Genomic DNA, 21,483 nt, shown 5'->3' with positions numbered 1-21,483 from the left:
CCACGCCGCGGGGGAGTGCCGATCGCGAAGCCGGCGTCCTGGGGCTTGCGCCGGTGAGGACAAGAGCCGGTCCTCGCTCTCGACTCCGATCCGGGCGGCCGGACATGGTGTGCCAGGCCGGGCGCTCAGAACTTGTAGTTGACGCCCAGGCTGAAGGTCCGCGGCGCACCATAGAAGCCGGTCAGCACGCCCAGCGCCGCGATGTTGTAGCCATCGGTACGGTAGGCCTTGTTGGTGAGATTGCTGCCTTGCAGGGAGAAACTCAGACGTTCGTCGCGCTCCCAGATCAGACCCGCATTGAGCAGGGCGTAGGCGTCCTGCGCGATGGCCTCGCTGAGATCCGTCGTCGGGTAGACCTTGGTGCGGTAGCTCACGCCCACGCGAGAACGCAGCGTGCCACCGCCCAGCGCCATGCGGTTCTCCAGGTTGAAGGCGGCCTGGAACTTCGGCGCATTGGTGAACTTCTTCTGGTCCGCCACGTTGACGCCCTTGTCCAGGTACTCGTCGTAACGGGCATGCAGTGCGGAGACATTGCCGCTGAGGGTCCAACTGCTGCTGGGCCGCCAAGCGAATTCCAGCTCGACGCCGTCCACAGTGGCGCGGCCAGCGTTGGTGAAGTCACCGAAGAAGCCGGGCGTGCCATTGGCCTGCGTGTAAGAGGTGAACACCGAGAGCTGCACATTCTTGTACTTGTTGTGGAAGACGGCCGTGTTGAGCTCCAGCCGGCCGCCATCCAGCAGCATCTTGGCGCCGCCCTCGATGGAATCGAGCACCTCATCCTCGAAGGGCTTGCTGGAAATGGGTACCGCCGCCGTGTTGGCGCGGATGTTGAAGCCCCCCGACTTGAAGCCGCGCGAGGCACTGGCGTAGAGCGAAGTGGAGCTCGAGAGCTTGTAGTCCAGCGAGACCTTGGGCGAGGTGTTGCTGACCTCGCGGGTCTTGTCAAAGTCAGCCAGGGTGGCAATGGGTTTGCTGAAGGTGGCGTCGCTGAAGGCCTGGTTCAGCACGACAGCGCGCTTGCTCTCCTTCGTGTAGCGCAAGCCGGCGCTCACGCTGAAGCCCTGCGCCAGGCGCCAGCTCCAGTCGGCATAGACAGCCTTGCCGCGCGTGTGCACTTTGCCGTTGGTCGTGCCGAAAGAAAGGTTGAAGAAATTATTGGAAACCTTGCCACCAGCGTCGCCATTGAAGACATAGACGCCCATCACACCCGAGGAGCTCGCGCCGTCAAAGGCCAGTTGGGCCTCGGCGCTGTCCTGGGTGTCCTGGTAGATGGCCAGCACGTCGGCGATCTTGCTGGGCAGACCGTCGAAGTCGATGCCGGTGCTGGTGTCATTGCTGCGGTGGGCGGCAATGAACTTGGCCGACCACTGCGGATCGACATTCCAGTTCAGCGTCAAGGCGCTGCCACCGGTCTCGGTGCGGTTGCTGTTGGGCATGCCACTGGCAATGTCGTAGCGGCTGTCACCGGGCGGCGTCTTGGCGGGGTCGAACTTGTTGACGTCCAGGCGCTGGAAGCCGCGCATATTGGACTCGTCGTAGGTCTTGTCCGTGCTGAACTGCAGGTTGAAGGGCTGGCCGTTGGGATGGAAGCCCAGGCTCAGGCGGCCGGCCTTGGTCTTCTGATTGCTGACATCACTGCCGTCCGTGAGGTTCTTGCCGTAACCATCGCGGTTGAGCGTGGCCAGGGCCAGGCGAGCGCGGAACTGGCCATCGCTGCTGGCGCCGCCGACGGAGCCCTTGGCATCCATTTGGCCATAGCTGCCGAAGGCCAGGCTGGCGCTGCCCTCGGCACGGGTGCCCAAGGGGCGCGACACGTATTTCACCGCGCCGCCAATGGTGTTTTTGCCATACAGCGTGCCCTGCGGGCCTCGCAGGATCTCGATGCGCTGGGTGTCGAACACGTCCAGCAGCGCCCCTTGCGGGCGCGCCACATAGACATCATCCAGGTAGATGCCCACGCCTGGATCCACACCCCACAGGGGATCGGCCTGGCCCACGCCGCGGATGAAGGTAGTGATGGTGGAGTTGCTGCCGCGCGCAGCGTAGATGGTGAGGTTGGGCACCTGCGACTGAAGATCACCCAGGTTCTTGATGTTGAGGCTCTCCAGAGCCCCGGCGCCGAAGGCCGTGACCGCAACGGGCACGTCCTTCAGCGATTCCTCGCGACGGCGGGCCGTGACCGTCACGGCTTCCAGCTTCTGCGTATCGGCCGCGGGCTGGCCCTCTTCGGCCGCAGCGCTTGCCGGCGCGGGGTCGGCCCCGGCGGCCAGGGAGGTCATGGCGGCCAGCAGGGCCAGGGTCAGGGGCGTGCGGCGCAGGGCCGCGCCAGCAACGGCGGCGGCAATGGGGGTCAGGGTCATGCGTTGTCTCCGTGATTCTTTGAGGTGTCGACGCGGACGTCGCCCCAGCGGAGTGCAAGTGCCATGCCCATGACCGTGCCAGGCCAGGTTTCTACGTGCAAACCATGAGAGGACCTGGCGGCGTGCGCCCCTCATGCCAGCGTCAACAGCCTCCGGGGGCGCCCTTGCTCCGACGCCGGCCCCAGGCGGGCGAGGTGGCTCGCGGACAAGTGTCTGATCAATGAACAGGCGTCGCTCCGCCAATGTCCAGTGTTCAGCCAATGACTGAAGCTCAGACAGGGTTGGCGCCCTGCCGCATCCACCGCAGCAAATGCACAGCCCAGCCGGCCATGGCCGAGGCCCACAGCAAGGCCGCCAGCACCAGGAGCCCGCCGGCATCCGCGGTGAAAAACGCGACCCACAGCCGCAGCGCAAGCGCCGCCTGCAAGAGGAGGAACTGCCGCACGAGCGGCGGGTCCACGGCCAAGGATCGCCCGGCATGGGCGCTGGTGATGCGACTCACCTGGGCCATCATCAAGCTCGCCAGGCCCCCGGCAAGCACTGCATGCAGGGGCGCCACCCCCAGCCCCACTGCCCCCACGGCCCGCAAGCCACAGGACAGTGCCGAAAGCGCCGCTCCCACGGCCAGCCACAGCCCGCCACACAACAGCATGGCCATCAAGGGCAGGCGTGCCATGCTTCGCCAATGCCAGGCTTGCGTCAGCAGGAGCAGCGCCACCCCGCCGTCCAGCGCTGCGCGCAGGCCCCAGACCCAGACGGGCAAGACGACCTCAGCCAGGATCTGCCAAGCGCCGCCCCAGGCACAGCCCGCGAGCCCGATCCACAACAGGCTGCGCTCCGACGCAGGGCCGCGAACTCCGGCATGCAGCCAGACGGCCGGCTCGGCAAACATGGGCACCATGCGGTGCAAGGCCAGCAGAAAGACCGGCAGCAGGCTCCACCACAGGACGGCTTGCAGGCCCTGGCGCGCCCAGTCCTGCCGCCCCACCAGCAAGCTGACGCTGATGAATGCCATGCCGCAGCAGCCAATGAACCAAGCGCCGTGCACGCCTCGCAGATGCAGGCGATCCGGCATCTCGCTGGCGGCTAGCATCTGCCCGGCGTGCCACCACAGCCCGGCCCAGCCCAGCGACACCAGCAGGAGTCCCAGGGCGGCCAGCGGCGCCAACGCATGCAGCCCCGGCAGCACGAGGGCCCAGCCCAGGCCCGTCAGCAACAGCGCAGGACGCAAAGCCGCAGGCGCCGGTCCTTGCACACACAGCCACCGCGATCCTGCGGTGAGAAAGAAGCCCGCAATAAACAGCGGCATGGCACCCAGGCCGAACAACAAGCCATGCGACAGTCCCGGGAGGACTGCCCAAGGCAGAGGCCACCCCAGCCAGCGAGCCAGCAAGGCAAGACACCACCACAGGCCGCCCAAGGCCAGCATCAGCAAGCCAAGCTGGAAAAACGGAACATGCAGTGGTGAGCGTCGCCCCTTTGCCAGCGCGTGGCGTTCAGGCTTGGTGAAGTCCGGCATGGGCCCAGATCTTGAGGTCCGGAGCAAGGTTGGCGATTGCGCAGGGACAAGGCTCCGAACTGCTCGCATGCACATTGGCAGCTTTGGTGCTAGAATCTGCCTCTATACATTCGCTCAAGACCGTTTCTTCAAGGTCTTTGCAGTGGTCCCCGGCGTCTGAAGTTCCTCGACACCGGCCTGCCCATCAGCCTCCAGCGCCATCACTCGGGATCAGACCGATTCCGTATCCGGGCCTCCGCCCGAAGCGCCTGCCCCCAAGCGACTCGCTGGGTGGCTCCAATCACCGGCTTGATCTCTCTTGCGTGTCTGTACGTCCCCCCGTGTGTCGCCGCTCGCGCGCACGGTCCCTCCTTCTTTTCAGAAAGAAAACACCATGAGCAGCATCCAGAACGGCATCGTCAAGTGGTTCGACGACGGCAAGGGTTTCGGTTTCATCACCCCGGCCGACGGCAGCAAGGACCTCTTCGCCCACCACAGCGAAATCCGCAACGGCGGCGGTTTCCGCTCCCTGGCTGAAGGCCAGCAGGTCGAATTCGAAGTCAAGCAGGGCCCCAAGGGCCTGCAGGCTTCGAACATCAAGCCCCTGTAAAGCACTTCATCCAGGCCTGGGAAGGCCTGGGCCATCCGCAACGGTGGCCCGTTCCAATCGGTCGTGATCTCCACGGATCACGGCCCCAGGCGCCCGCTGCCGGCGGGCTGCCTTCTTCCGAGTCCGGCAGTCTGCCTGCACTCGAACCTCATCACCATTCGCGCCAAGACGGCTCTCTGGACCTCCAAGCAGGGACGGCTCCTCAAGGCGCACACCTCGAGAAAACCATGCAAAAGAACAGCATCGAGGTGGGGCGATTCCTTGTCTCACCTTTCATCAAGACTTCTGATGACGGCGGCTTCTATGCCAGCGTCTCCATCCGCTCCGGCCAGGGTTCGGCCAATCACGATCGCGTGATGCGCTTCACCCCCCGCTTCACAGGTCACCGCCAGGCCATGGACTATGCCCGCGCTCAGGGCCAAGCCTGGGTCGCAGCCCTGGGTTGACCTTCCGACCGGCGGGTTATACGGGGAGCAGCGGCGCTGAGCACCGGAACCGCATCAACGACCCTCGAGGCGAGCGCCGGCATTGCCGCAGCGCCTCTGGCAGCGGTGCTGCGCGAGCATCGTTGGTGCCTCCCAAACCCCTTCACTCCCTCGCTCCCTCGCTCGCCCCCTCGCTCGCCCCCTCGTTCGCCCCCCCTCGTTCGACCGCCCCTCGCTCTAAAGCCCGTCGCTCTAAAGCCCCCTCGCTGAAGGCCGCGGCGGCGTCAGCCTTCAGACGGGCGCCGCGCCCCAACCCCTGCCCCCTGTGTCAGGGGTAGGCACTGACGCACCCCGCGGATGCCCTGGCCGGCTCCAGAGGGTCACCCGATCAGTCTGCCGCCACCTCGTCCCGCAGCAGACCGACACTCGCCCGCATCCCGGCCATGAACACCACAGGGACAGGCCTCGGTGACGGGGCAGCGCCGAGCCTCGGCCATGGCAGCATCAGGTCTCGGTGACCGCGCAGCCGCACACCGCACGGGTAAAGGGCACACCTTGCAGGCCGCGGCAGCACTCGGTTTGAGCATTCTTCAAGAGGGCGCCTGACCCCTGCCCGTTTCAGAAAAATGTCGCATGAGGCCATTAAAGAAGCCGACCAACTCACCAGAGCTGGTCGGCTTTGCTTTTGACACGAACTGCTTAGGCGGCCTGCACCTCTTGCACCAGCTTGTCTCGGGTAAAGAAGCCTGGCGCCTGCAGCCCCGGTGTGCCGCGACGGGGGGCGTTGCCAATCAGCACGTCCGCCAAGGCATCGGCGATGGGGAGGCCCGGGTGCTGCTCCAGCCACATGAACTCCCCAGCTGGGTTGAGCTCCAGGAAAACATGGCGGCCATCCGGCGTCAGGATCAGGTCGATAGCGCCGTAGTTGAGGCCAAAGGCATCCATCAGGGCCAGCAGCCTGGCCTGCACATCCGCGGGCAGCGTGTGATGCTGCCAGTCGCGCAGCATGCGGCGCCCCTCGCGCCGCCAGTCAGTCTGCGAACGTTCGTTGACCTGCGAATCAATGGCCGCCACAAAGACCTGCTCACCCACGATGGTCACACGCAATTCCAGGGCCTTGGGCACCAGGGCCTGGAAAGTCATGGGGCCATGTCGCAAGCCGGCCAGGTGATCCAGGTCCTCAGGGCGGATGCGATTGGTGAACATCACCTTTTCCTGCCCCTGCTCGTAGATGGCGAAGGAGCTGAGCATCTTGCCCACAATGCCCTGAGGATGGGCCGCGAAGAACTCGCGCACGGCCTGGGGATCGTTGGTGGAAAGGCTGTCCGGAATCTCCAGCCCGAGGTGCGCTGCGACCTTGAGCTGCAGCTGCTTGTGATCGGCGCGGCGCACCTTCTCATAGCCGTCCAGCTGGAAGCAGTCCAGGCTGTGCAGCATTCCCAGAACCTGGGCTCGGCTTTCCTTCTGTGCAGCCTCACGGTAGGCGGCTGGGACGGTGTCGGGAATGCCGCCACCAATGCGCAGGCGGCGGTAGTAGCAGGACTGTAGTTCGGACATGTCCAGCAGCCCCAGCGGGGTCTTCAGCAGCAGGGTCTGCCGCTGGCTGTCCGCATGCAGGCTCAGTTGCACGGACGAGGGAAACAGGTCGGTCTCGAAGCACCAGGCTGTCGCACCCCGGGCCATCAGGGCCCGGGTGATGAGTGGCGTGCAGTGGTGGTCGCGGGAATGGGTAACGATCAGAACATTCATGGCGTCAGGCGGATTGCGCGGCAGAGGAAAGCGGTGAATCGGTCAGGAGGGCCTTGGCGAGCGCATCAGCGATGGGCAGCCCCAAGTCCCGCTGCAGCATGCCCCATTCGCCGCAGGCATTGACCTCCAGGAAGACCCAGTCGTCATCCGGGGTGTGGATGAAATCGGCCGCACCGTAGCGCAGGCCCAGGCTCCGCATCAGGACGCGAAAGCATCTGGCCACGGATTCAGGAAGCTGGGCCGGCTGCCAGGCCAGTCCCGACTGTGGCCGCCAGTCATCCACCCGGCCCGAGCTGGCCCGCGGGCGGATCGCAGCACAGAACAGCTGGCCATCGACGGCAATCACGCGCAGTTCCTCGGCCTTGGGGATGCGCTCCTGGAATAGCGGGGGACACAAGACCAGGCCTGGGTCGTCCTGGAGATCAGCGGCCTCGATGACGGTGGTGTAGAGATTGCCAGCGCCACCCCCCATGCCTGGGGACAGCACCGTCTGCATCTTCATCACCACGCCCCGGGCCTGACGAGCATGGAAGGCGCGGACTTCGTCGGGATCGTTGCTGCACAGCGTATCCGGCACCCGCAAGCCCGCTGCCCGAGCCAGACGCAGCTGCCGCAACTTGGCGCCAGCGCGTTCCAGCTGAGGCAGGTCGTTGACCCAGCAGGCACCCTCGAGCCGGTCCCAGAGGGCCCGCAGCACATGGCGGCACTCCTGCACGCACTGCGCCCGGAAGCGCGCGTCCACGGCGTCGTCCAGGGCGGCTGGCTGCCACTGCCGCAGCCAGACCGCCTGCACGGCTTCCAGGGCATACGTCCGGCCATGCAGGCGCAGGAAGCCGGTGTCCTCACCTCGCTCCTGGCGTAGGCCCAATTGCCAGTCCAGGGGAAAGCGGTCGGTATCCACGCGCAGGGGCAGCGCCCCTCGGCGCGCCAGGGCGTCAGCCACCCAGTCCACGGTCGAGTGATCGGCCGCGTGGGTCAGCAGAAGGACAAGAGGCTGCACGGGAATTCCAGAAAGGCAAGAAGAACCGCCCCGATCACCCGACGGCTGACGGGTCGATGGGGGCGGACAGCGAACACAGGTGCCCAGCCTGGGGCTAGGCACCCGAGGTCTTCAGGCTTGGAAAACGCCTCAGACTTCGTTACCCAGGTGGTCGTCGCCGTCAGACGGGTACTTCATGGTCACGACGACGTCGTCCTTGATCGGGCTGGTGCCGGTAGCTGCGACGGCCTCGGGCAGATGGTCATCGCCGTCCGAGGGGTACTTCATGGTGTGCTCGGGCTGGTCCAGGGTCTTGGAAGTGGCTGCAGTGCCACCACCGCTGACGGCATCCAGTTCTTGCGCTTCCAGGAAGCGGGCGAAGAAAGGCATTTTTTCGGACATAGGTATTCCTCCAGAGGTTGCTGAGATCAGCGGCTGGCACAGGACCTCCCGATCCGCAAGCGCCAGCCGCTGCGCATCATAAGAGCCAGGCACCCACTTGCTAACCGTTATTCATCAGGTCTGACACCGACTTGTGATGAAGACCGCCCAGTGCTTGTGCCCAAATGGAAAAAGGGCAGGCCAAGCGGCCTGCCCATGTCTTGGCTCTGCGCGACGTGCTGAAGGCACTGCGGATCCTGGGTGCCTTCAGCGCTGCGCGCGGCGTTCTGCTGCAGCACCCCCACCCAGGGCCTTGTAGAGCTGCACCCCCGACTGCAAGGCCGCCAGCCGTACCTGCAAGGCCGCCTGCTGAGCGGCAAAGCTGCCGCGCTGGGCGTCCAGCAGTTCCAGGCTGCTGGAGGCACCGTTGGCAAAGCGCAGCTCGACCAGGCGCAGACGCTCGGCCTCGGCCGCAGCCTGTGCTTCCTGGGCGCGCAGCTGCTCGGTCAGCGTGCTGCGGGCGGCCAGGGCATCGGCCACCTCGCGGAAGGCTTGCTGGATGGACTTCTCGTACTGCGCCACCGCGATCTCGCGGGCCGCCTGCGTCGCCTTCAGGTTGGCGCTGTTGCGGCCCGCATCGAAGATCGGCATCAGCACCTGGCTGGCAAAGCTCCAGGCCGTGTTCTTGAACAGACCCGAGAGCTCCGAGCTGGCACTGCCGATACTGGTGCTCAGGGTGATGCTGGGGAAGAAGGCCGCGCGGGCAGCGCCCACATTGGCCTCGGCCGCGACAAGCAGGGCTTCCGCCTGGCGCACATCCGGCCGCTCCAGCAGCACGCTGGACTTCACGCCGGCCGCCAGCGGCGCCAGGGCCTGGCCGGCCAGTGGCGCACCGGCCGGCAGGTCCTGGGGCAGGGCCTGCCCCAGCAGCAGGACCAGGGCGTTCTCGTCCTGGCTGCGCTGGCGCTGGGCCTGGGCATGTGCAGCGCGGGCAGCCTCCAGGGCAGAGATCGCGCCCTGCAGTTCCAGGCTGGACGCCGCGCCCTGGACAAAGCGCAGGCGGGTCAGTCGATGGCTGTCCTCGCGGCTGGCCAGGGTCTTGCGGGCGTAGTCCAGCAGCGCGTCGTCGACCTGCAGCGCGTAGTGCGCCGAGGCCACGCCTGCGACGAGGCTGAGCTGGGCGGCGCGGGCGCCGTCCTCGCTGGCCAGGTAGCGAGCCTGAGCGGCATCGCTCTGGTTGCGCAGCTTGCCCCAGAGGTCCAGCTCATAGGCCGTCACCTGCAGCCCTGCCTGGTAGCTGGCGGTGATGGTGTCGTCCTTGGCATTGGGCGTGCGGCTACTGATGAGGCCGGCGGCCACGGTGGGCCAGCGGTTGGCATCACTGACGCGGGCCAGGGCCGCGGCCTGGTCGACACTGCGCAGCGCGACCCGCAGGTCGCGGTTGTTGCGCAGGGCGATGTCGACCAGGGCCTGCAGGCGGGCGTCGACATAGAAGTCACGCCAGGCCGGCAGGGTCAGGTCTTGCCCGGCGGGTTGCCCCGCCTGCTCGGCCACCGGCAGTGCCGGCCGCTCATGCTGAGGTGCCAGGTTCGCGCAGGCCGTCAGCGCGGCCAAGGCCACGACGCTGAGGCCCAGGCGCATCCGAGAAAAATGTGTCTGATTCATATTGCTTGCTCCGTTGCTTGCGCAACTCGTCGCACCCCACCACGCCACCCAGCGGCGCTCGCTGATCCGGCTCGGCCGGGCCGTCGAGCGCACGCCCTCGAGAGGGCCGGCAAAGCCGGCAGGGGGTGGGCTGTCAATGCCCTTCGGCGGCATGGCCTATTCCGTGGGCGTGCTGGGCGTCAAACGCCTTCTGGCGCTCGCTCGGCTTGAACAGCTTGCGCACCACCAGGAAGAACACCGGCACGAAGAGCACCGCCAGCACCGTGGCCGAGATCATCCCGGACATCACGCCAGTGCCGATGGCCCGCTGGCTGGCGGAACCGGCGCCGCTGGCGAACACCAGGGGCAGCACGCCCAGGATGAAGGCCATGGAGGTCATGATGATGGGACGGAAGCGCAGATGGCAGGCCTCCAGGATCGCGTCCACCAGGCTGCGGCCCTCGGCCTGCAGGTCCTTGGCGAACTCGATGATCAGGATGGCGTTCTTGGCCGAGAGGCCGATGATGGTGATCAAGCCCACCTTGAAGAACACGTCGTTGGGCATGCCGCGCATCGTGGCCCCCAGCAGCGCGCCGAAGAGGCCCAGGGGCACCACCAGCAGCACGGCGAAGGGGATGGACCAGCTCTCGTACAGCGCGGCCAGGCACAGGAACACGGCCAGCAAGGAGAACAGCAGCAGCACGGTCGCCTGCGAGCCGGAGATCTTCTCCTCGCGCGACAGTCCCGTCCACTCATAGCCGATGCCCGGCGGCAGCTGGGCCACCATCTTCTCCAGCTCGGCCATGGCCGCCCCGGTGGACGCCCCCGGCGCGGCGTCACCGGCCAGGCGCATGGCGGGGTAGCCGTTGTAGCGCACGGCCTGCATCTGGCCCGTGATCCACTTGGTCGTCGCGAAGCTGGACAGCGGCACGCTCTGGCCCTTGCTGTTGACCACGTTCAGACGCAGCAGGTCTTCGGGCTGCATGCGGGCGCCTGCCTCGGCCTGCACCACCACGCGTTGCAGACGGCCGTTGCTGGGGAAGTCGTTCACATAGGCCGAGCCCAGCTGGGTGCCGATGACGGTGGCCAGGTTGTCGAAGCTCACGCCCAGGGCATTGGCCTTGTCACGGTCGATGTCCAGCTGCAGCTGGGGCGCGTCTTCCAGGCCGTCCGGACGCATGCCGGTGATGACCTTGCTCTGGCTGGCCATGCCCATCAGCTGGTTGCGGGCGTTCAGCAGGGCCTCATGGCCCAGGCCGCCGCGGTCCTGCAGGCGCAGGGCGAAGCCGGTGGCCGTGCCCAGCTCAGGGATGGGCGGGGGCGAGAGCGGGAAGATGAAGGCATCCCGCACGGCCATGAAGGCGCCGAAGGCACGGCCCGCCAGGGCCTGGGCGCTGTGCTGCGCACCCTTGCGCTCCTCCCAGGGCTTGAGCGGCACGAACACCAGCGCGGCGTTCTGGCCCTGGCCCGAGAAGGAGAAGCCGATCACGCCCACGGTGTTCTGCACCTCGGGCTGCTTGAGCATGAAGTCCTCGACCTGCTTGACGGCCGCCTCGGTGCGGTTGGCCGTGGCCCCCGGGGGCAGTTGCACGTTGACGATCAGGTAGCCCTGGTCTTCATTGGGCAGGAAGGAGGTGGGCATGCGCAGGTAGACCCAGCCCACGACCGCGATCACGGCGACGTAGGCGATCAGCATGCGGCCGCTGCGCTTGAGCAGCCGACTCACCCAGCTCTCGTAGCCCTTGGCCGTGGCCGAGAAGCCGCGGTTGAACCAGCCGAAGAAACCGCTCTTGGCATGGGCCTCGCCCCGCTTGACCGGGCGCAACAGCGTGGCGCACAGGGCCGGCGTCAGGCTCAGGGCCATGAAGGCCGACAGCAGCATGGACGCCACCATGGCCAGCGAGAACTGGCGGTAGATATTGCCCACCGAGCCGGCGAAGAAGGCCATGGGCACGAAGACCGAGACCAGCACCACGGTGATGCCGATGATGGCGCCGGAGATCTGGCCCATCGCCTTCTTGGTGGCTTCCAGGGGCGAGCGCCCCTCCTCGTTCATGATGCGCTCGACGTTCTCCACCACCACGATGGCGTCGTCCACCAGAATGCCGATGGCCAGCACCATGCCGAACAGCGTCAGCACGTTGATCGAGAAGCCCATCCACAACATGATGGCGAAGGTGCCCAGCAGGGCGATCGGCACCACGATGGTGGGGATGAGGGTGTAGCGCCAGTTCTGCAGGAACAGGAACATCACCAGGAACACGAGGATGATGGCCTCGACCAGGGTCTCGACGACCTGCTCGATGGAGATCTTCACGAACTTCGAGGAGTCGTAGGGGATCTCGTAGACCACGCCTTCAGGGAAGAAGCGCTGCAGCTCGACCATGCGGTCCTTGACGGCCTGCGCAGAAGCGAGCGCGTTGCCGCTGGGCGAGAGCTGGATGCCGATGCCGGTGCTGGGCTTGCCGTTCAGGCGCGAGTAGGAGCCGTAGCCCTGCCCACCCAGTTCCACGCGGGCGACGTCCTTGAGCCGCACGGTGGAGCCGTCGGCGTTGGCGCGCAGCACGATGGACTTGAACTGCTCCACCGACTCCAGCTGACCCTTGACCACCACAGTGGCGGACATGGTCTGCGTGCTCAGATTGGGCAGCTCGCCGATGGAGCCGGCCGGCACCAGCGCGTTCTGCGCGCGGATGGCGACATTGACCTCGGCCGGGCTGATGTTGAAGGACTGCAGCTTGGCCGGGTCCAGCCAGATGCGCATCGCGCGTTCGGTGCCGAAGAGCTGGGCCTGGCCGATGCCGGGCAGGCGCTGCAGTTCGGGGATGATGGCGCGTGAGGCGTAGTCCCCCAGGGCGATGGGGTCCAGGCTGCCGTTCTTGCTGGACAGGGTCACGAACAGCAGGAAGTTGTTGCGCGCCTTGTCCACGCGCACGCCCTGCTGCACCACCGAGGCGGGCAGGCGCGGCGCGGCGCGCGAGATGCGGTTCTGCACCTCGACCTGGGCCAGATCGATGTTGGTGCCGGGCTCGAAGGTCACGGTGATGGCGCCCGTGCCATTGGCCTGCGAGACGGACTCGATGTAGGCCAGGTTGGGCGAGCCGTTGAGCTCCTGCTCCAGCACGGAGATGACGCTCTCGTCCAGGGTCTGGGCCGAGGCACCGGGATAGGCGGCACTGACCACCAGGGAGGGCGGCGCCACCGTGGGGTACTGCGCCACCGGCAGCTTGGTGATGGACACCGCGCCGAACACCAGGATGAACAGTGCGATCACCCAGGCAAAGATCGGCCGGTCGATGAAGAAGCGTGACATGCCTTCTCCTTGGGATCAGTGGGCCGCGGCGGAGGCCGACGAGGCGGGGGCGGAAGGCGCTGCGGCGGGGGCGGAGGCGCCGCTGGCCGACCACGGCACCGGCGTCACCGGCGCTCCCGGCACGAACATCTTCTGGAAGCCGTCGACGATGACCTGCTCGCCCGGCTTCAAACCGTCCAGCACCACCCAGTGGCTGCCCTGGGCGCCGCCCAGCTTGACGGTGCGGGGCTCGGGCTTGTTGCCGGCGCCGACCACCAGGACGGTGTCGCCCTGGGTGCCGCGCTTGACGCCCTGCTGAGGCACCAGCATGCCGGCGGGCATCTCGCCCTGGGACAGCCGCACGCGCACGTACTGGCCGGGCAGGAGCTGGCCCTGCTCATTGGGCATCTCGGCCCGCAGCAGCACCTGGCCGGAACCGGGGTCCACGCTCAGGTCGGTGAACAGCAGCTTGCCGGCCTTCGACTCCGTGCCGTCATCCAGCACGGCGCGGACCTGGGCCGCGCTGCCGTCCTTGCCGGCGGCGCGCAGCTGGCCCGAGGCCAGGGCACGGCGCAGGCCCTGCACTTCGTTGGCGCTCTGGGTGAAGTTGACGAAGACCTTGTCGGTCTGCTGGATCAGGGCCAGTTGGGTCGCCTCGACCGCGCTGACCAGCGCGCCCTCGGTGACCAGGGCCCGGCCGATGCGGCCGGAGATCGGGGCGCGCACGCTGGCGTACTCGAGGTTCAGGCGGGCCGTCTGCACGGCGGCCTTGGCAGCCGCCACGTCGGCCTCAGCCGCCTTGGCCGCAGCGACCGAGGCCAGGTACTCCTGCTGGCTGATGGCTCGGGCCTCGACCAGGGGCTTGTTGCGCTCCGCCTGGGCCACGGCCTGGCTGACATTGGCCTGGGCCTTGGCCAACTGGGCTTGGGCGCTGTCCAGCGCGGCCTGGTAGGGGGCCGGATCGATCTGGAACAGGGCCTGGCCTTCCTTCACCAGGCTGCCCTCGGTGAACAGGCGCTTCTGCACCACACCATTGACGCGGGCACGGACCTGGGCGGTGCGCAGGGCTTCCACGCGGCCCGGGAGCTCCACCTGCAGAGTCACGGCCTGCGACTCCACCTTGACCACGCCCACCGGGGGCGGGGGCATGCCGCCCGGCCCGCCCTGGGCTCCGGCCTGGCCTCCGCCGCAGCCCACCAGGGCCGCAGCCAGGGCCACCGCCAGGGGTAGCAAGTACAGGGCACGCGCCCGGAGAGAAATTGATACATGCGAGGCCGTCACAGCGGCCATCTTGTTCTGGGACATCACGAGCAGTCCTTTCTGAGGCAATCACGGCCTCCAGTGTCGGAGGCTGCAAACACAAAACTGTCAGGAGTGCTGCCGGGGAACCAGGCACAGGCGTGGCAGCGGGCCGAAGCGCAGCATCTTGCTGCAGATCAAGCCTCCCGACCACGACGAAGAAGCCATGGTCATCTCGACAACAGTGGGGTGCAGTATACATACATTCGTGTATGTATGTTTGAAAGCGTGTGATCTACAATCCGCACACCATGGTCCGCAAAACCAAGCAAGAAGCCCTCGAAACCCGCCACCGCCTGCTGGACGCAGCGGAGCAGCTCTTCCATGAGCGCGGCGTTTCCCGCACCTCCTTGCAGGACATCGCCAGTGCGGCCGGCGTCACCCGCGGCGCCGTCTACTGGCACTTCCAGGACAAGGTCGAGCTCTTCACCGCCATGATGGACCGGGCCACCATGCCCCTGGAGGAGGGCCTGCTCCCCCAGGAAGCATCCAGCCAACCCATCAGCCTGAGCGACCTGCGCTGGGGCCTGCTCAACGTCTTCCACAGCTGCAGCCACAGCGAGCGCACCCGCCGCGTCTTCGAGATCGCCATGAAGAAGGTGGAGTTCAGCGGCGAGATGCAGGCCCTGCACGCCCGCAAGCTGGCCAACCACCGCGCCTGGCGCAGCCAGAACGAGGACTGCTTCCGCGCCGCGCAGGCCAGCGGCCAGTTGCCGGCGGGCCTGGACGTCTCGGCCGCCGCCATCGCCCTGGTGGCCCTGGTCGACGGCCTGATCCACCAGTGGATCATGGACCCCGACGCCTTCGACCTCATGGCCATGGGCGAGGCCGCCATCGAGCGCTTCATGGACAGCCTGGGCCGCAGCGGCGGCGCCCTGCTGCCCCCCGTCAGCGCCGAGGAGCGCGCCCGCCTGGGCACCCAGGCCATCTGCCGCCCCAGCCAGGACGGCCTGCTCATCGCCACGCCAGGCAGCGAAAAGCGCGGCGGCTGAGCCAGATTCACGCTGTGAATCTCCCGCGGGACATGGGGCCATGTGCCGCTTCAGGCCTTGACCCGCGACAATACCGGGTTGCCCGCGAGGGCTGCCCCCTGACAGCTCCCCCTGCACGCACCGATGTCCGCCCACGCCACGATCACCCCGCCGAAACCCGCCAAGCTCCTGAGCGGCTACAAGCCCTTCTGGGCCAAGCGCTTCGGCCCGGCCCCCTTCCTGCCCATGAGCCGGCAGGAGATGGAGCAGCTCGGCTGGGATTCCTGCGACATCATCATCGTCACCGGTGACGCCTATGTGGACCACCCCAGCTTCGGCATGGCGGTGATCGGGCGCACGCTGGAGGCGCAGGGCTTTCGCGTGGGCATCATCGCCCAGCCGGAGTGGAACTCCGCCGAGCCCTTCAAGGCCCTGGGCAAGCCCAATCTGTTCTTCGGCGTGGCGGCCGGGAACATGGATTCCATGATCAACCACTACACCGCGGACCGGAAGATCCGCAGTGACGACGCCTACACGCCCGGCGGCGAAGCCGGCAAGCGGCCGGACCGCGCCAGCCTGGTCTACACCCAGCGCTGCCGCGAGGCCTACAAGGACGTGCCGGTGGTGATCGGCGGCATCGAGGCCTCGCTGCGCCGCATCGCCCACTACGACTACTGGCAGGACAAGGTCCGCCGCTCGGTGCTGATCGACGCCAAGGCCGATCTGCTGGTCTATGGCAATGCCGAGCGTGCCATCGTCGAGATCGCCCATCGGCTGGCGCGCCGCCAGCCCATCGAGTCCATCACCGACGTCCGCGGGACGGCCTTCATGCGCCGCCCGGACGACCCTGCCCTGGCCGGCTGGTTCGAGCTGGACTCCACCAGCGTGGACACGCCCGGCAAGATCGACGAGATCCTCAACCCCTACGCCACCACCGAGGAAACGGCCGAGGCCCAGGGTGCCAGCTGCGCCAAGGCCGAGGGCGATGCCGGCGGCAAGGCGGACGCAGCCATCCCTGCCGTCCAGCCCATCCAGATCGTGCGCCGCACGCTCTCCCGCGATGACGGCCGCGCCGTCACCACCCCGCGCGACCGCACCGTGATCCGCCTGCCCGCCTACGAGCAGGTCAAGAGCGACCCGGTGCTCTACGCCCACGCCAACCGCGTGCTGCACCTGGAAACCAACCCCGGCAACGCCCGCGCCCTGGTGCAGCGCCACGGGGACCGCGACGTCTGGCTCAACCCGCCGCCGCTGCCACTGTCCACGCCCGAGATGGACCTGGTCTTCGACCTGCCCTACGCCCGCAGCCCGCACCCACGCTATGCCGACGAAAACGGCAGCCACGATCACGCCACCAAGATCCCCGCCTGGGAGATGATCCGCTTCAGCGTGAACATCATGCGCGGCTGCTTCGGCGGCTGCACCTTCTGCTCCATCACCGAGCACGAGGGCCGCATCATCCAGAGCCGCTCGGAAGACTCCGTGATCCGCGAGATCGAGGAGATGCGCGACAAGGTCAAGGGCTTCACCGGCATCGTCTCCGACCTCGGCGGCCCCACGGCCAATATGTACCGCATCGGCTGCAAGTCGCCCGAGATCGAGGCGGCCTGCCGCAAGCCCAGCTGCGTCTATCCCGGCATCTGCCAGAACCTCAACACCAACCACGACCCGCTGATCAGGATGTACCGTCGGGCCCGCGCACTGCCCGGCGTCAAGAAGATCCTGATCGGATCCGGCCTGCGCTACGACCTCGCCATCCAGAGCCCCGAGTACATCCAGGAGCTGGTCACGCACCACGTGGGCGGCTATCTGAAGATCGCGCCGGAGCACACCGAGTCCGGGCCTCTGTCCAAGATGATGAAGCCGGGCATAGGCACCTACGACCGCTTCAAGCAGCTCTTCGAGGCCGCCAGCGAGGCCGCGGGCAAGAAGCAGTTCCTGATCCCCTACTTCATCGCCGCCCACCCGGGCACCTCGGACGAGGACATGATGAACCTGGCCGTCTGGCTCAAGCGCAACGGCTTCCGCGCCGACCAGGTCCAGACCTTCTATCCCAGCCCCATGGCCACCGCCACGGCCATGTACCACTCGAGCAGAAACCCGCTGAAGAAGGTCACCCGGGACAGCGAGGCCGTGGACATCGTGCGCGGCGAGCGCCGCCGCCGCCTGCACAAGGCCTTCCTGCGCTACCACGACCCCAACAACTGGCCCCTTCTGCGCGAGGCGCTCAAGGAGATGGGCCGCGCCGATCTCATCGGCAACGGCAAGCACCACCTGATCCCGACCTTCCAGCCGGCGACGGATGGCAGCTACCAGAGCGCGCGGCGCAAGAACTCCACGCCCACGGGCGTCAAGACCTCGGTGGCCAAGCCGCTGGCCAAGTCGGCCAGCCCACAGGCCGCCTCGCCACGAGGCGCCACGGCAAGCCCTCGCAGAGGCCAGATCCTGACGCAGCACACGGGACTGCCCCCACGGGTCACCGGCACCACCAAGCCGGGCGTGAGCCGCACGACGGGCGTCAAGCCGGCCTCATCGGCGGCCGCCAGGCCTGGCACCAAGCCGGCGGCCCGGCCCACGATGCATGCCGCGCGCCCCGCGGGCAAGAAGCCGCGCTGAGACACCGCGACAGCGCCCTCGACAGCTCGCCCCTGCAAGAGAAGGATGAGCGCGCCCAGGTCCGCCAAGCGGCTCCCGCAAAGTGCCTGCAAAGTGCCCGTCAAAGTTCAAACAGACGGTTCAAACAGACGGTTCAAGCAGACAGTCCGCTGATGACTTAGGCTCAAGGCACGGGCGGCGGAGGCGCGGCAGCTGAGGCATCGTTCGCGGCATGCTGTGCCGTGCCCGCCTCGGCCGCTGGCCCTGCCTCCTTCGGCCGGCCCCCACTCCCCCAGGCCTGCCACAGCCCGTAGGCCGTGCGCCCCAGCCTCAGCCAGGGCAGCCAGCGTCGCCAGCGCCGTTGGGCGGAACGTGCCCCCAGGCCAGCCAGCAGGCCCAGGCCCATGGCACTCCAGCGCCCGGCCGGCGCCTGGGTCCATGAACGCCAGCGGCGCCAGACACCCAGGCCCAGATCACCGACCGCCAGGGCTGGCCGCAAGCGGGCCACATCGGCCGCCAGCGCCGTGCGCAGCTCCGCCTGGCGCAAGCGCAATTCCAGCTGGCGCTGCTTCAGCGCCAGCAGACGGGCTTCAAACATCTGGCCCCCCGCGCAAAAGGGCGCGATCCCTTTGCAGCTCAGCCAGGCTTTGCTCGAACAGGCCGCTGGGGGCCGACAGCCTGGCCAAGGCCCAGCGCCAGGCGGCCCAGGCGCCCAGGCCGTAGAGGGCGGCCAGACCCAGCGCCATCAGCCACTGCCAGGGCGTCGGCAGCAGCCAGACCAGGGCCAGGCTCAACAGCCCCAGGCCCACGGCCCCCAGCACCAGGCACAGCAGCAGGCCGGCCAGGCCCGAGAACAGACGGAGCTTCTCGGCCTCCCATTCCGTACCCAGCAGCGCCAGACGCAGCTGCAGACTTTCCAGGATGCGATCCAGGCTGCTTCGCAGCTGACTCTCAAGGCTGGGGGGAGGGTTCTCGGGCACGTCGTCCAAGGGCATGCTGGCAGCGGGCGGTGAGGTCCCGCAGGAATGGCAACGGTGGCATTGTGCGCCGCCCTCAGCCCACCCCGCCCACACTGTGGCGCGCAGGACTCAGCAGGTCCCGTCAGCAGCACCGGGCAAACCCTGAAGCCTCGACGCCACGAGGCCACGCCACTGGGGCGAGTCCCGAGGCTGATCCGCTTTGCAGCCCCGGTGCTTTGCGAGATAGTCCGGGCTATGTGGTCTCTCGACTCCTTGCCGAATGCGGCACAACTCCACGCGCCACGGATGCCGGAAGCGCGGCCATCGCGTGTAAGCTCAGGCCAGCCGTCGCCGCAAGCTGCCCGACCAGGCTGCCCTGCCCTTTCCGGGATGCAGGGCTGGCAGCGCAGCGACATCGTTTTCGCCGTACAGGATCCGCTACATGCCTGAGAACCACAGCCTGGCACCAGCATCCAGCGTCCCCGAGGACGACGATGACCTGCTCGAGTTTCTGGACGGTCCCGAACATCACGATGAACATGGTGCCGGCAACGACCTCCCTCCCTGGCGCATCCTGATCGTTGACGACGACGCCGACGTCCACAAGGCCACGGAGCTGGCGATGCAGGGGCTGCGGGTCGAAGGCGTCCCCCTGACCTTCCTGCATGCCGACTCAGCCGCCGCCGCCCGCGACATGCTGGCCCGCGAGCCCGACCTGGCCGTGGTGTTGCTGGACGTGGTGATGGAGTCCGAGGACGCCGGCCTGCAGCTGGTGCGTTTCATCCGCGAGGACCTCAAGCTGCGCGCCGTGCGCATCGTGCTGCGCACGGGCCAGCCAGGCTACGCCCCTGAAATCGAGACGGTCCAGTCCTACGACATCAATGACTACAAGACCAAGTCAGAGCTGACCCGCACCCGGCTCTACACGGTGCTGACGGCCGCCATCCGCTCCTACCGCCAGATCCGCGCGCTGGAGTCCAACCGCAAGGGCCTGGAGCTGATCGTCGAGGCCAGCACCGAGCTGAGCCGCCTGCACGGCATCAACCGTTTTGCCGAGGGCGTGGTCACCCAGCTTTGCGCCTTGCTGGGCATCCTCCCCGAAGGCCTGGTCTGCGCCCACATGAGCAGCGACGAGCGCCAGCCTCCCCGCGTGATCGGCGCGGCCGGCCAGTACAGCAGCCTGATCAACTCGCCTCTGAGTGCCGTGAAGGTCAGCCGCATCCGCGAGATGCTGGAACGCTGCCTGCACGAGAAGCGCAGCCTCTACGAGGACGTCACCTGCCTCTACTTCGCGCTCAGCGACGGCCGCGCCATGGCCGCCATGGTTGACGTCGGCCGGCCACTGGAGGAACTGGACCAGCAACTGCTGCGGGCCTTCTGCTCCAACATCGCCGTGGGCTTCGAGAACGTCGTGCTCTACGGCCAGCTGCTGGACCACGCCTACAACGACCAACTGCTGCACCTGCCCAACCGCACGCGCTTCATCGAGGTGCTGGAGCAGAACCTCAAGGCACCCGACGGCGTCACGCTGGCCCTGATCGACCTCGACGATTTCGCCGAGATCAACGATGCCTTCGGCCATCGCTTCGGCGATCAGGTCCTGCAGGCAGTGGTGAAGCGCATGAGCGACCAGCTCGGCTTCAACACCTCCATGGCCCGCATCTCCTCCGATGCCTTCGGCCTTCTGGGGCCCGAGACCCTGGTCAATGGCGAATGCATCGGCGCCTTGTTCCTGGAGCCCTTCGTGGTCGCGGGCGAGCGCCTGCAGCTCTCGGCCACCACGGGCCTGGTGCGGCTGACCGATTCGGAATCCATCGGCTCCGAGCTGCTCCTGGATGCGCAGATCGCGCTCAAGCGGGCCAAGGTTCAACACCGCGGCTCCTCTCAGTACTTCTCCTCGGCCATGGGCGTCGACGCACGCGAGCGCTTCAAGCTGCTCAAGGGCCTGCGTGCGAGCTTCGAGGAACGCCGCCTCTTCGTGGTCTACCAACCTCAGGTGGACTTGGTCACGGGCAAGCCCATCGCCGCCGAGGCCCTGCTGCGCTGGCGCACGGCGGAGGGTCAGTTCGTGCCCCCGGACCAGTTCATCCCGCTGGCCGAGCAGTCCGGCCTGATCATCAGCATCGGCGACTTCGTGCTGCGCACCTCCTGCCACCAGGTGCGCCGCCTGATCGACCAGGGCCATCGCGACTTCCGGATCGCGGTGAACATCTCCCTGGCCCAGTTCCGACATCCGAGCTTCATTGACACGCTGAAGGCCGCGCTGGTCGATGCCGGCATCAAGGGCAGCAGCCTGGAACTGGAGATCACCGAGTCCATGGCCATGGAGGACATTGCCACGGTGCTGCGCGTGCTGGCAGAGATCCGCGAGACCGGAGCCACGGTGGCCATCGACGACTTCGGCACCGGCTTCTCCTCCCTGAGCCAGCTGCGTCAGCTGCAGGTAGAACGCCTCAAGATCGACCGCGCCTTCGTGCGCGAGGCCCAGCACTCCAGCGCGGGCAACACCATCGCTCAGATGGTGGTGAACCTGGGCTGCGGCCTGGGCATGCGCGTGATCGCCGAAGGGATCGAGACCGAAGAGCAGCGCCAGCAGCTGCTGGCCCTGGGCTGCCATGAGGGCCAAGGCTGGCTCTTCGCCAAGCCCATGCTCTCTGACGACCTCGAACGCTGGCTCAACCAGCAGCACTGAGCATGCCCTCTGGCCCTCCCGGGCCGTGA

General features: G+C 67.4%; 15 protein-coding genes. 5 read left to right on the top strand and 10 right to left on the bottom strand.

The annotated features are described in order from the left end of the window. Positions 1-125: 125 nt before the first annotated feature. Positions 126-2,360: a TonB-dependent receptor gene (locus ACS5PK_RS12040; protein WP_439440483.1), complete on the bottom strand. Its 2,235-nt coding sequence runs from the start codon at positions 2,358-2,360 to the stop codon at positions 126-128. A 271-nt stretch (positions 2,361-2,631) separates the two neighbouring features. Continuing rightward, on the bottom strand, positions 2,632-3,879 hold the full coding sequence (locus ACS5PK_RS12035; RefSeq protein WP_439440482.1) for an NnrS family protein: 1,248 nt from the start codon (positions 3,877-3,879) through the stop codon (positions 2,632-2,634). Between the two features lie 382 nt (positions 3,880-4,261). Here ACS5PK_RS12035 and ACS5PK_RS12030 point away from each other — a divergent pair, with 382 nt between their 5' ends. Together ACS5PK_RS12030 and ACS5PK_RS12025 are read left to right on the top strand one after the other, a co-directional pair. Further along, positions 4,262-4,468, top strand: a complete 207-nt coding sequence (locus tag ACS5PK_RS12030; RefSeq protein WP_269630551.1) for a cold-shock protein — start codon at positions 4,262-4,264, stop codon at positions 4,466-4,468. Positions 4,469-4,695: 227 nt separating this feature from the next. Beyond that, positions 4,696-4,914 (top strand): hypothetical protein, encoded by a 219-nt coding sequence (locus ACS5PK_RS12025; protein ID WP_439440481.1) that lies wholly within the window; start codon positions 4,696-4,698, stop codon positions 4,912-4,914. 678 nt (positions 4,915-5,592) lie between these two features. Here the strand turns inward: ACS5PK_RS12025 and ACS5PK_RS12020 are convergent. The 6 genes from ACS5PK_RS12020 to ACS5PK_RS11995 form a co-directional block, all read right to left on the bottom strand. Then, positions 5,593-6,642 (bottom strand): MvdC/MvdD family ATP grasp protein, encoded by a 1,050-nt coding sequence (locus ACS5PK_RS12020; RefSeq protein ID WP_439440480.1) that lies wholly within the window; start codon positions 6,640-6,642, stop codon positions 5,593-5,595. 4 nt (positions 6,643-6,646) lie between these two features. Then, on the bottom strand, positions 6,647-7,642 hold the full coding sequence (locus tag ACS5PK_RS12015) for an MvdC/MvdD family ATP grasp protein (RefSeq protein ID WP_439440479.1): 996 nt from the start codon (positions 7,640-7,642) through the stop codon (positions 6,647-6,649). 129 nt (positions 7,643-7,771) lie between these two features. Continuing rightward, a complete protein-coding gene (locus ACS5PK_RS12010) occupies positions 7,772-8,023 on the bottom strand; it encodes a microviridin/marinostatin family tricyclic proteinase inhibitor (RefSeq protein WP_439440478.1) in 252 nt (83 codons plus the stop codon). Positions 8,024-8,269: 246 nt separating this feature from the next. Next, complete coding sequence (locus tag ACS5PK_RS12005) at positions 8,270-9,667, bottom strand: efflux transporter outer membrane subunit (protein WP_439440477.1); 1,398 nt, start codon at positions 9,665-9,667, stop codon at positions 8,270-8,272. Positions 9,668-9,800: 133 nt separating this feature from the next. Then, positions 9,801-12,959 (bottom strand): efflux RND transporter permease subunit, encoded by a 3,159-nt coding sequence (locus ACS5PK_RS12000; RefSeq protein ID WP_439440476.1) that lies wholly within the window; start codon positions 12,957-12,959, stop codon positions 9,801-9,803. Between the two features lie 15 nt (positions 12,960-12,974). Further along, positions 12,975-14,228 carry an efflux RND transporter periplasmic adaptor subunit gene (locus tag ACS5PK_RS11995; protein WP_439440576.1) on the bottom strand — a complete coding sequence of 418 codons (1,254 nt, stop codon included), beginning with the start codon at positions 14,226-14,228 and terminating at the stop codon, positions 12,975-12,977. 260 nt (positions 14,229-14,488) lie between these two features. Here ACS5PK_RS11995 and ACS5PK_RS11990 point away from each other — a divergent pair, with 260 nt between their 5' ends. Together ACS5PK_RS11990 and ACS5PK_RS11985 are read left to right on the top strand one after the other, a co-directional pair. Beyond that, positions 14,489-15,229, top strand: coding sequence for a TetR family transcriptional regulator (locus tag ACS5PK_RS11990; protein ID WP_439440475.1), 741 nt, complete (start codon positions 14,489-14,491; stop codon positions 15,227-15,229). A 123-nt stretch (positions 15,230-15,352) separates the two neighbouring features. Continuing rightward, on the top strand, positions 15,353-17,824 hold the full coding sequence (locus tag ACS5PK_RS11985; protein WP_439440474.1) for a YgiQ family radical SAM protein: 2,472 nt from the start codon (positions 15,353-15,355) through the stop codon (positions 17,822-17,824). Positions 17,825-17,987: 163 nt separating this feature from the next. Here the strand turns inward: ACS5PK_RS11985 and ACS5PK_RS11980 are convergent, their stop codons facing one another. Together ACS5PK_RS11980 and ACS5PK_RS11975 are read right to left on the bottom strand one after the other, a co-directional pair. Beyond that, a complete protein-coding gene (locus tag ACS5PK_RS11980) occupies positions 17,988-18,401 on the bottom strand; it encodes a hypothetical protein (protein WP_439440473.1) in 414 nt (137 codons plus the stop codon). Then, entirely contained in the window at positions 18,394-18,798 is a 405-nt protein-coding gene (locus ACS5PK_RS11975; RefSeq protein ID WP_439440472.1) for a phage holin family protein, read from the bottom strand. Before ACS5PK_RS11975 ends, ACS5PK_RS11980 begins: the two co-directional genes overlap by 8 nt. A gap of 406 nt (positions 18,799-19,204) precedes the next feature. Between ACS5PK_RS11975 and ACS5PK_RS11970 the strand changes: the two genes are divergently transcribed. Continuing rightward, a complete protein-coding gene (locus ACS5PK_RS11970; RefSeq protein ID WP_439440471.1) occupies positions 19,205-21,454 on the top strand; it encodes a putative bifunctional diguanylate cyclase/phosphodiesterase in 2,250 nt (749 codons plus the stop codon). Positions 21,455-21,483: the final 29 nt, after the last annotated feature.

It is taken from the genome of Roseateles sp. DB2 (assembly GCF_051857535.1).
GTDB lineage: Bacteria > Pseudomonadota > Gammaproteobacteria > Burkholderiales > Burkholderiaceae_C > Roseateles_B.
This window is presented reverse-complemented; position numbering and strand designations above follow the sequence as displayed.

Bases quoted from the DNA above. Each gene is read 5' to 3' on its own strand.
- ACS5PK_RS12040 (WP_439440483.1), bottom strand. From the start codon at position 2,360: ATGACCCTGACCCCCATTGCCGCCGCCGTTGCTGGCGCGGCCCTGCGC.
- ACS5PK_RS12035 (WP_439440482.1), bottom strand. From the start codon at position 3,879: ATGCCGGACTTCACCAAGCCTGAACGCCACGCGCTGGCAAAGGGGCGA.
- ACS5PK_RS12025 (WP_439440481.1), top strand. From the start codon at position 4,696: ATGCAAAAGAACAGCATCGAGGTGGGGCGATTCCTTGTCTCACCTTTC.
- ACS5PK_RS12020 (WP_439440480.1), bottom strand. From the start codon at position 6,642: ATGAATGTTCTGATCGTTACCCATTCCCGCGACCACCACTGCACGCCA.
- ACS5PK_RS12010 (WP_439440478.1), bottom strand. From the start codon at position 8,023: ATGTCCGAAAAAATGCCTTTCTTCGCCCGCTTCCTGGAAGCGCAAGAA.
- ACS5PK_RS12005 (WP_439440477.1), bottom strand. From the start codon at position 9,667: ATGAATCAGACACATTTTTCTCGGATGCGCCTGGGCCTCAGCGTCGTG.
- ACS5PK_RS12000 (WP_439440476.1), bottom strand. From the start codon at position 12,959: ATGTCACGCTTCTTCATCGACCGGCCGATCTTTGCCTGGGTGATCGCA.
- ACS5PK_RS11995 (WP_439440576.1), bottom strand. From the start codon at position 14,228: ATGGCCGCTGTGACGGCCTCGCATGTATCAATTTCTCTCCGGGCGCGT.
- ACS5PK_RS11990 (WP_439440475.1), top strand. From the start codon at position 14,489: ATGGTCCGCAAAACCAAGCAAGAAGCCCTCGAAACCCGCCACCGCCTG.
- ACS5PK_RS11985 (WP_439440474.1), top strand. From the start codon at position 15,353: ATGTCCGCCCACGCCACGATCACCCCGCCGAAACCCGCCAAGCTCCTG.
- ACS5PK_RS11980 (WP_439440473.1), bottom strand. From the start codon at position 18,401: ATGTTTGAAGCCCGTCTGCTGGCGCTGAAGCAGCGCCAGCTGGAATTG.
- ACS5PK_RS11975 (WP_439440472.1), bottom strand. From the start codon at position 18,798: ATGCCCTTGGACGACGTGCCCGAGAACCCTCCCCCCAGCCTTGAGAGT.
- ACS5PK_RS11970 (WP_439440471.1), top strand. From the start codon at position 19,205: ATGCCTGAGAACCACAGCCTGGCACCAGCATCCAGCGTCCCCGAGGAC.